This window comes from Streptomyces sp. NPDC033174 (assembly GCF_055577795.1).
Window position 1 is genome coordinate 644,568 of sequence record NZ_JBVIPQ010000005.1, and the last position, 10,133, is coordinate 654,700.

Sequence of the window (10,133 nt, forward strand, 5' to 3'; positions counted from 1 at the left end):
AGAAAGGCGACAGGGGACAGAGGACGTGGAAGTAGAAGGGGACGGGCGACACAGGAATGAGGCGCCACAGGGTGAGGCCGCACACCGATTGCAGGAGGACGAGTTGAAGCGCCAGATCTTCACCGCCGAGCACGACGCGTTCCGGGAGACCGTCCGTACGTTCCTCGACAAGGAAGTACTCCCGCACTACGACCAGTGGGAGAAGGACGGCATCGTCTCGCGCGACGCCTGGCGGGCCGCCGGACGGCAGGGGCTGCTCGGCCTCGCCGTCCCGGAGGAGTACGGAGGCGGCGGGAACGCGGACTTCCGCTACAGCGCCGTGCTCGCCGAGGAGTTCACCCGGGCGGGCGCCGCCGGGCTCGCCCTCGGTCTGCACAACGACATCATCGGGCCCTATCTGACCGGGCTCGCCACCGACGAGCAGAAGCGGCGCTGGCTGCCCGGCTTCTGCAGCGGCGAGATCATCACGGCCATCGCCATGACCGAGCCCGGGGCGGGCTCCGACCTCCAGGGGATACGGACCTCCGCCGAGGACCGGGGTGATCACTGGCTGCTCAACGGCTCCAAGACCTTCATCTCCAACGGCATCCTCGCCGACCTGGTGGTCGTCGTCGCGAAGACCACTCCCGAGGGCGGGGCGCACGGACTCTCGCTGCTCGTGGTCGAGCGGGGAGCGGAGGGCTTCGAGCGCGGCCGCAACCTCGACAAGATCGGCCAGAAGTCCCAGGACACCGCAGAGCTGTTCTTCCACGACGTCCGCGTGCCCAAGGAGAACCTCCTCGGCGAGCTCAACGGCGCCTTCGTCCATCTGATGACCAACCTCGCCCAGGAGCGCATGGGCATCGCCGTCGCCGGCATCGCCGCCGCCGAACACCTCCTGGAGATCACCACCGCGTACGTGAAGGAGCGCGAGGCCTTCGGGAGGCCGCTCGCCAAGCTCCAGCACATCCGCTTCGAGATCGCGGAGATGGCCACCGAGTGCGCCGTCACCCGTACGTTCCTCGACCGCTGCATCGTCGATCACTCGAACGGGGAGCTCGACGCGGTCCACGCCTCGATGGCGAAATGGTGGGCCACGGAACTGCAGAAGCGCGTGGCCGACCGCTGTCTGCAACTGCACGGGGGGTACGGCTACATGGCCGAATACCGCGTGGCCCGGGCCTTCACCGACGGGCGCATCCAGACCATCTACGGCGGCACGACCGAGATCATGAAGGAGATCATCGGCCGTTCCCTGCTCGGCTGACCCCCGACCCTCACCTCAACCCTCCCGCTGCGTTGTCAGAAAGGCTCCAGACCAGTGAGCACCGAAGCGTATGTGTACGACGCGATCCGCACCCCGCGCGGGCGCGGAAAGGCCAATGGCGCCCTGCACGGCACCAAGCCGATCGACCTGGTGGTCGGACTCATCCATGAGATCCGGGGCCGCTTCCCCGGTCTCGACCCGGCCGCGATCGACGACATCGTGCTGGGCGTCGTCGGCCCGGTGGGCGACCAGGGCTCGGACATCGCCCGGATCTCCGCCATCGCCGCCGGCCTGCCCGACACCGTCGCCGGCGTCCAGGAGAACCGCTTCTGTGCCTCCGGCCTCGAAGCCGTCAACATGGCCGCCATGAAGATCCGCTCCGGCTGGGAGGACCTGGTCCTGGCCGGCGGGGTCGAGTCGATGTCCCGCGTCCCGATGGCCTCCGACGGCGGCGCCTGGTTCGCCGACCCGATGACCAACTACGACACCGGCTTCGTCCCCCAGGGCATCGGCGCCGACCTCATCGCCACGCTGGAGGGCTACTCCCGCCGCGATGTCGACGAGTACGCCGCGCTCTCCCAGGAGCGGGCCGCCGCCGCCTGGAAGGACGGCCGCTTCGACCGGTCCGTGGTCCCCGTGCGCGACCGCAACGGCCTGGTCGTCCTCGACCAAGACGAGCACATGCGCCCCGGCACCACCGCCGACTCGCTCGCCTCCCTCAAGCCCTCCTTCGCCGCCATCGGTGACATGGGCGGCTTCGACGCCGTCGCACTGCAGAAGTACCACTGGGTCGAGAAGATCGACCACGTCCACCACGCCGGCAACTCCTCCGGCATCGTCGACGGCGCCTCGCTGGTCGCCATCGGCTCGAAGACCGTCGGCGAGCGCTACGGCCTCACGCCCCGCGCCCGGATCGTCGCCGCCGCGGTCTCCGGCTCCGAGCCGACCATCATGCTCACCGGCCCCGCGCCCGCGAGCCACAAGGCCCTCGCCAAGGCCGGCCTGACCATCGACGACATCGACCTGGTCGAGATCAACGAGGCGTTCGCCGGCGTCGTCCTGCGCTTCGTCAAGGACATGGGCCTCTCGCTGGACAAGGTCAACGTGAACGGCGGCGCCATCGCCATGGGCCACCCGCTCGGCGCCACCGGCGCGATGATCCTCGGCACCCTCATCGACGAGCTGGAGCGCCAGGACAAGCGGTACGGCCTCGCCACCCTCTGCGTCGGCGGCGGCATGGGCATCGCCACGATCGTCGAGCGTCTCTGATCCCGTCCGTTCCCCCTCCTCTTCCTCTTTACGGAGAAGCAGCAATGTCAGTCACGAGCACGACCATCCGCTGGGAACAGGACGAGACCGGGATCGTCACCCTCGTCCTCGACGACCCCAACCAGTCCGCGAACACCATGAACCAGGCGTTCAAGGACTCCATCGCGGCGATCGCCGACCGCGCCGAGGCCGAGAAGGACTCGATCCGCGGCATCATCTACACCTCCGCCAAGAAGACCTTCTTCGCGGGCGGCGACCTCAAGGACATGATCCGGCTCCGCCCCGAGGACGCCCAGCTCGCCTTCGACACCGGTACGGCCATCAAGAACTCCCTGCGCCGCATCGAGACCCTCGGCAAGCCGGTCGTGGCGGCCATCAACGGCGCGGCCCTCGGCGGCGGTTACGAGATCGCGCTCGCCAGCCACCACCGGGTCGCGCTCGACGCGCCCGGCTCCAAGATCGGCCTCCCCGAGGTCACCCTCGGCCTGCTCCCGGCCGGCGGCGGAGTGACCCGTACCGTACGGCTGATGGGCATCGCCGACGCGCTGCTCAAGGTGCTCCTCCAGGGCACGCAGTACTCCCCGCAGCGGGCGCTCGAGAACGGCCTCGTCCACGAGATCGCCGCGACCCCCGAGGAGATGCTCGCCAAGGCGCGCGCCTTCATCGACGCCAACCCCGAGTCGCAGCAGCCCTGGGACGTCAAGGGCTACAAGATCCCCGGCGGCACCCCGTCCAACCCGCGGTTCGCCGCCAACCTGCCAGCATTCCCGGCCAACCTGAAGAAGCAGCTGAACGGCGCGCCGTACCCGGCCCCGCGCAACATCCTCGCCGCGGCCGTCGAGGGCTCCCAGGTCGACTTCGAGACCGCGCTGACCATCGAGGCCCGGTACTTCACCGAGCTGGTCACCGGCCAGACCGCGAAGAACATGATCCAGGCGTTCTTCTTCGACCTCCAGGCCGTCAACTCCGGTGCCAACCGGCCCCAGGGCATCGAGCCGCGTCCGGTCCGCAAGGTCGCCGTCCTCGGCGCGGGCATGATGGGCGCCGGCATCGCGTACTCCTGCGCCCGGGCCGGCATCGACGTCGTCCTCAAGGACGTCTCCGCCGAGGCCGCCGAGCGCGGCAAGGAGTACTCCGAGAAGATCCTCGCCAAGGCGCTCTCCCGGGGCCGTACCACCGAGGCGAAGCGCGACGAGCTGCTCGCCCGTATCACCCCGACCGCCGACCCGGCCGACCTCGCGGGCTGCGACGCGGTCATCGAGGCCGTCTTCGAGGACACCGCGCTCAAGCACAAGGTGTTCCAGGAGATCGAGGAGATCGTCGCGCCGGACGCGCTGCTCTGCTCCAACACCTCCACCCTGCCGATCTCCGTGCTGGCGGAGGGTGTCTCGCGGCCCGTCGACTTCATCGGGCTGCACTTCTTCTCGCCGGTCGACAAGATGCCGCTCGTCGAGATCATCAAGGGCGAGCACACCGGCGACGAGGCCCTGGCCCGCGCCTTCGACCTGGTCCGCCAGATCAACAAGACCCCGATCGTCGTCAACGACTCGCGCGGCTTCTTCACCTCGCGTGTCATCGGGCAGTTCATCAACGAGGGCGTCGCCATGGTCGGCGAGGGCGCCGACCCTGCGTCCGTCGAGCAGGCGGCGGCGCAGGCCGGCTACCCGGCGAAGGTCCTCTCGCTGATGGACGAACTGACCCTGACGCTGCCGAGGAAGATCCGCAACGAGACGAAGCGGGCGGTCGAGGAGGCCGGCGGCACCTGGGCCGGGCACCCGTCGGACGTGATCATCGACCGGATGGTCGACGAGTTCGGGCGGACGGGCCGCAGCGGCGGAGGCGGCTTCTACGAGTACGGCGAGGACGGCAGGCGGACCCGACTGTGGCCGGGGCTGCGGGAGCACTTCACCAAGGCCGACGTCGCGATCCCGTTCGAGGACATGAAGGAGCGGATGCTCTTCTCGGAGGCGCTGGACACGGTCCGCTGCCTGGAGGAGAACGTCCTGACCTCGGTCGCCGACGCCAACATCGGTTCGATCATGGGCATCGGCTTCCCGGCCTGGACCGGTGGTGTGCTGCAGTACATCAACGGCTACGAGGGCGGGCTGCCCGGCTTCGTCGCGCGGGCGCGTGAGCTCGCCCAGACGTACGGGGAGCGGTTCACGCCGCCCGCGCTGCTGGTGGAGAAGGCCGAGCGGGGCGAGGTCTTCACCGACGCGTGAGGACCGCCGGGGCGGGTCCTCACCGACGCGTGAGGCCTTGCCCGGCTCGCGGGCCGCGTTCAGTCCTCCTGGCCGAACGCGGCCCGCAGCTCCTCCCGCAGAGACCGCTGGAACGCCGTGACCAGGGCCTGGATCACCATCGGCTGCATGTGTGCCGAGAGCGACTTCATTGCCGCGACATGATCCGGGTCCGACTCGCGCTCCCGGTACGGGTTCCACACCTCGTCCCGGAAGAGCCGCGACAATTCTTGCGCGGCGGCCCGGGCGTGCTCCAGCAGGACCGTACGGGAGGCGAGGATCGTCTCGTGGGCGATCGGCACGTCGAGCAGCTCGACCCCGAGCCGCAGCAGCGTGCCGTCGAGCCGGAACACCTCCGGATCCGGCCCCCGGTCCAGGACCCCCATGGCGGCCAGCCGGTCGACGTCCTCCTCGGCGAGGGGCCGCCCCGCCCGGCGTTCCAGTTCCTTGCCGGTGATCTCCTCGGCCGACTCGGGTGCCCAGGAGGCGACGAGCGCGCGGTGGATGGCCAGGTCGTGGGCGCTGAGATCGGGCGGGAGCTGCTCCAGATACCGTTCGATCGCGGCGAGGGTCATGCCCTGGTGCTGGAGCTCCTCGATCAGGGCCAGCCGGGAGAGGTGCTCGGGGCCGTAGTGGCCCACGCGGCGCGGCCCGATCACCGGGGGAGGAAGCAGGCCACGGGTGCTGTAGAAGCGGACGGTCCGCACGGTCACCCCGGCGCGGGCGGCCAGTTCGTCGACGGTGAGCGTCCGCTCCGCCGGCTCGGCTGTCTCGGTCGCCATGTCGGTGGCTCGCTTCCTGTCGCTCTGCTCGCTCTGCTGCCGTGGGGGATCCAGTAGAACAGTATTGCTGTCTCACCATTGTTGTGAAAGTTCTCGACCATGGCGGGCGGGACGGCTCGCCTCGGCGCGGATGTCAGTGGTGGGTCGTACGGTAGTTCGCATGACGGGGATCGTGTACGTACAGGGGGACGCCACCGCGCCGGTGGGCAAGGGCGTCAAGATCATCGCGCATGTCTGCAACGACCTGGGCGGCTGGGGCAAGGGATTCGTCCTGGCCCTCTCCCGTCGCTGGCCGGAGCCGGAGAAGGCCTACCGACGCTGGCACCGGGAGCGGGCCGCGAACGACTTCGGTCTCGGTGCCGTTCAGTACGTCCAGGCGGGGCAGTACGTGTGGGTGGCCAACATGGTGGGCCAGCGGGGAACGCGCACGGGCAGCAAGGGGGTTCCCGTGCGGTACGAAGCGATCGACACCGCCCTCGCGTCACTCGCCGGCAAGGCCGCCGAGCTCGGTGCCTCGGTGCACATGCCGCGCATCGGCTGCGGGCTGGCCGGGGGGAAGTGGTCGCGGGTCGAGCCGTTGGTGACCGAACGGCTGGTGGCGCGGGGGATATCGGTGACGGTGTACGACTACACGGACTAGCGGACCGTGTTGGCTTCCACGGCTGCGGGCGCCCCTCCTTCCGGGCCCCGCGATCCCGCAGCCCTGTGACTGCCGCTACAGTCATGTGCTTGTTCGAATCCGGACGCTGTGAAGGGGAGGGGCATGTACGCACAACTCCGGGAGAGAGCCGCCGAGTTGGCCGATGTTTTGTGGCGGGAACACACCGTGTACCGGGAGCGCGGCGGGGGTGTGGTGATACGCGGTGAGCACGTCCAGCGCTGGATCAGCCTCGCGCCCACGGGGGGCCGCGACGAGGCCCTGGTCCGCGCCGGACGCATCCTCGAGGGAGGGACCACCGCCCCGGCGCGCTCGGAGATGATCGTGAGTCTCTCCGCCGGGACGAACGAACTCGCCGCGATCTGCCGGCGCCTGCTCGCCGACGCCGCCGCCGACGCGGAGCCGCGCACGCCGGGACCCGGGGCGAAGAAGCGCCAGAGGTCCGCGCGGCCGGTGCGCGGCAAGGGCAGGCACACCGGCCTGGGGTCGTGGCTCGTGATCGGCTGCGTCGTCGCACTCGTCGGCCTCTACGCCTACGGCGTCGCCACGGCCGGCTACTAGCCGGGCTCCCGCCCTGCCGAGCCGCCTGCTGCGCCGGCGACAGCACAAGGTGCGGCAGCGGTCGATCGGGGCTTCACTGGAGAGGAAGCCTGCCCCTTCCTGCGATCAGGATCTCCAGGAGCCGCGGAGGCGGCGCGAGCGTTCGCCGAGGCACACGACGCCGCACATGGGCTGCCCCTCACCGGCAGTACGTTGAGAGGGCGCCGGCCCGACACCTTTCGAGCGACGGCGGCGCGGTGCACCCATGGCACGCGAACGCCGTCGAATCGCCGAGCCCGGGCCGCCGAACGCGACGGCCCGGCGCGACGGCACGGGCAGACGTCAGGAAGGGGACTTGCCGTGACCATGCTTCTCGACTACCGCAGCAACAGAATCGTCGAGCTGATGGAGGCGCCCCCCGAGCGCCGGGACGCCGACTGGTTGAAGGAATCGCTGCAGCAGGCCCTCATGCTCGAACTTGCCACGCTGCCCCCCTACTTGTGCGCGATGTGGTCCATCGAGGACCAGGACCACGAGGTGACCACCGCCATCCAGCGGATCGTCTTCGACGAGATGAGCCATCTGGGCCTCGTCGGAAACCTGCTCACCACCGTCGGCGGAGACCCCCGGCTCGCCGACGAGAGGGCCGTGCCCAAGTACCCGGGCCCGTTGCCCGGTGGCGTACGCCCCGGACTGACGGTGTTCCTGAGCGGATTCTCGAAGGAGTCGCTCGAGCTCTACTCCCGCATCGAGGAGCCGGACGATCCGGTAGCCGAAGGCCTGGAGCACACCTCCATCGGCGCCTTCTACTCCGCGATCCTGGAGGTGTTCCGCCGCCGGCCGGAGCTGATCACCGGGAGACGTCAGCTGATCCGGGACATGTCCCACCACGGGCAGGGCAACAACCTCGTCGCCGTCGCCTCGCTCGCCGACGTCGAGAAGGTCGTCGCCATCATCAAGGAACAGGGCGAGGGGACCTCGGCGTCGCCGGTGAACCCGCACCCCGATGAGAGTGGTGAACTGGCCCACTTCTACGTCTTCCGCGAGCTCTACCACGGCCGCAGGCTGGTCCGGACCTCCCAGAACCCGGACCGGTGGCAGTTCACGGGTGACGAGATCCCGATGCCTCCGGCCTTCCGGATGGGAACCGTCCCCGAGGGCGGCTGGGGATCCGTGGCTCCGGAGACCAGGAAGCAGCTCGACGCCGTCAACCACGCGTACAGCGAGATGCTGCGGTTCCTCGAAGCGGCCTGGCAGACGGATCTGCCGGCCAAGGCGAGGGAACTGCTGACCAAGGCCGTCGGGCGGATGCGTCTCCTCGAAGAGCCGGCGCGGACTCTGATGGAACGTCCGCTGCCCGACGGCAGCGGGAAGACCTACGGCCCGGAGTTCCGCTACACCGACGCCTGACGGCGATGCCCGGTCGGCCGCCGGCAAGGCCGCCGGCTCCGTTCAACCGAAGACCCACATTCTGGTCACCACGCCCTGCATCAGGGACTGCGCCGCCGCCGCACCGATGCCGGTGGATCGATCGGTGTACGCCCAGATGCCCGCGTTGAACGTGTACTCATGGCCCGGCCGAATCGTGAACTCGAGTTCGGGCCCGGTGATGACGTGTGGCCCCTCCCCTCCGGACGAGGATTCACCCGCGCTGATCCGCGCGCGCCACAGTTTGCGGCTGGCGGCGGCCAGCAATCGCCCATCCTCGAACACGGTGAGCTCGAACCCGCCCTCGGACGTGGCGTTACTGCCCACCCCGACCGCTTTCATCACATGGCTGAACCGACCAGGATTGAGGACGGCGTGCGGGAACCTCTGCCCCGTGGTGTCGGATCTGAGGAACACCCCGAAACCGGCGTGCGCATTGACGAACCCGGACGCGCCGCCGGTGAGTGACCCCGATCGGGCGTCCAGACCGACCCCGCCGGTCGACCGGTCGAGGATCCGGTTGAACGGCGGGTGGCCGTTCCCGTCGTGCCAGGACCAGCTGAAGTCGTACGGCGGTACGAACCCCAGGGAGCGCAGGCCTGCCCCTTGCAGTGCGAGAGGCTCTGAGTCGAAGGCCGAGGCGGATGCACCGTTCCCGTCGAGCGCTTCCGTCGCCTCGGATCGCACGAGTTGCCGGGTGCGAAGATTCTCGAGCGCCTTGACGGCGACGGGGTCTCCTTCGATCAGCTTGACGAAGGGTGCGTCGAGTGAAGCCGTCTGCTCCGCCTCATCGGCTTCCGCGGCGCGTTCACGTGCGACTGCCGCCACGGAACGCTCGACGAGTGCCGCGACCGATTGCTCCGCGTTCCGCCGGTCGGCCGGAGCCACATCGTCGCGAAAGGAGATCTGAAAGTCCGTCGCCGATGTGTCCGGCTCGGCATACTTCTGCGTATCGGTCATGGTGTCGTGGTTCTTTCTCTTTGTTCCGGCTCATGAGCCGTAGCGGGCCGCAAGACTCACCTGTGTGTCGGCGCCGGCGCCGTTCAGCGTCCATTGGATGTAATGGTTGCCTCCCGTGACATCCATCGAAAGCCAGTGCCCCGGCAGGACCAAGCCCTCCCAGAATTCGATCCAGAGACAGGTCGGCCCGCCGAGACAGAAAGGCGTGGTGCACGCACATTTCCAGTAGTACGCGGCGAACTTCGCGTTTGCGCTTCCTTCGCTGCCCACCATGGAGATCCCGGTGCCGCTGCCCAGTTTCCATTTGGACGTCGCGATCGCCCAGTCCCAGCCCTGCACACAACTTTGAGCGCCATTGCAGAAGGTCTGCTTGAACCAGGATTGTTCGCCGGCGTCCCTCGTTACGAGCTGGCGGCCTTCTCCCGCGCGGTCCTGGCCCACTTCAGGCGGTTTTCCCCCTTGTTCCTGTTCCATGGGGGTGTCCGCCAGTACCCGGCCGGACTGAATGACCCCCGTCATCCCGGGTTCGAACTCCACGAACTGGAATCCGCGCCCCTCGCCCAGCGTAAAGGTGGCATGGACCGTCGTGGCCGCGACCGGAGGAAGCCGCTTGGGCGGAGAGTATTCCTTGTGCTCTTCCATCGCGAAGCCCTTCTCGTCGTTGCCGGAAACGGGGGTTCCGTGCGATCTCCGGCGGCCGCGGTTCACGCCATTTCGCCGGGCGGTTCCACCGAGTCGAATATGACACGGGTACTTCACGGGGGCTTGTTGATTGCTCCGTACAGGGGTAGAGCCCCCAGGTCGTGTCCGCCAAGTCTCGCCCGGCCCGCGACGTCCCGCACGCACGCTCGCTGCGTTGCCGAAATGCTCAAGCAGCTCCGCTACAAGGGCATCTCGGCGCCTTGCGGACACTCCCTAGCTGTATTGATCACGAGGGTTGTTGACACTCGCGGGTCTTGATCATGGCGAAGACCTCCGGTGTGGTGGAGCTGTCTAGGAACACACCACGC

9 protein-coding genes are annotated in these 10,133 nt (G+C 68.8%); 6 read left to right on the top strand and 3 right to left on the bottom strand.

The features are described 5' to 3' along the window. The first annotated feature begins 103 nt into the window (after positions 1–103). The 3 genes from ACZ5VC_RS19780 to ACZ5VC_RS19790 are packed head-to-tail and all read left to right on the top strand — an operon-like array spanning position 104 to position 4,737. A complete protein-coding gene (locus ACZ5VC_RS19780) occupies positions 104–1,246 on the top strand; it encodes an acyl-CoA dehydrogenase family protein (RefSeq protein ID WP_469121302.1) in 1,143 nt (380 codons plus the stop codon). A 54-nt stretch (positions 1,247–1,300) separates the two neighbouring features. Further along, positions 1,301–2,515 carry an acetyl-CoA C-acetyltransferase gene (locus ACZ5VC_RS19785; RefSeq protein WP_469121303.1) on the top strand — a complete coding sequence of 405 codons (1,215 nt, stop codon included), beginning with the start codon at positions 1,301–1,303 and terminating at the stop codon, positions 2,513–2,515. Between the two features lie 44 nt (positions 2,516–2,559). Then, positions 2,560–4,737: a 3-hydroxyacyl-CoA dehydrogenase NAD-binding domain-containing protein gene (locus tag ACZ5VC_RS19790; protein ID WP_469121304.1), complete on the top strand. Its 2,178-nt coding sequence runs from the start codon at positions 2,560–2,562 to the stop codon at positions 4,735–4,737. Positions 4,738–4,796: 59 nt separating this feature from the next. On the opposite strand, the gene ACZ5VC_RS19795 is transcribed toward ACZ5VC_RS19790, so the two are convergent. After that, a complete protein-coding gene (locus tag ACZ5VC_RS19795; RefSeq protein ID WP_469121305.1) occupies positions 4,797–5,537 on the bottom strand; it encodes a MerR family transcriptional regulator in 741 nt (246 codons plus the stop codon). Positions 5,538–5,697: 160 nt separating this feature from the next. Here ACZ5VC_RS19795 and ACZ5VC_RS19800 point away from each other — a divergent pair, with 160 nt between their 5' ends. From ACZ5VC_RS19800 to ACZ5VC_RS19810, 3 genes are all read left to right on the top strand, one after another. Continuing rightward, positions 5,698–6,177, top strand: a complete 480-nt coding sequence (locus ACZ5VC_RS19800) for a macro domain-containing protein (RefSeq protein WP_469121306.1) — start codon at positions 5,698–5,700, stop codon at positions 6,175–6,177. Positions 6,178–6,300: 123 nt separating this feature from the next. Beyond that, positions 6,301–6,756 carry a hypothetical protein gene (locus tag ACZ5VC_RS19805; RefSeq protein ID WP_469121307.1) on the top strand — a complete coding sequence of 152 codons (456 nt, stop codon included), beginning with the start codon at positions 6,301–6,303 and terminating at the stop codon, positions 6,754–6,756. A 345-nt stretch (positions 6,757–7,101) separates the two neighbouring features. Then, entirely contained in the window at positions 7,102–8,145 is a 1,044-nt protein-coding gene (locus ACZ5VC_RS19810; protein WP_469121335.1) for a ferritin-like domain-containing protein, read from the top strand. 42 nt (positions 8,146–8,187) lie between these two features. Here ACZ5VC_RS19810 and ACZ5VC_RS19815 read toward each other — a convergent pair whose 3' ends face one another. After that, a complete protein-coding gene (locus ACZ5VC_RS19815; protein WP_469121308.1) occupies positions 8,188–9,123 on the bottom strand; it encodes a hypothetical protein in 936 nt (311 codons plus the stop codon). Between the two features lie 30 nt (positions 9,124–9,153). After that, the gene (locus tag ACZ5VC_RS19820) at positions 9,154–9,765 is read right to left on the bottom strand and encodes a hypothetical protein (RefSeq protein ID WP_469121309.1); all 612 of its coding nucleotides are present in this window, start codon (positions 9,763–9,765) and stop codon (positions 9,154–9,156) included. Positions 9,766–10,133 lie beyond the last annotated feature (368 nt).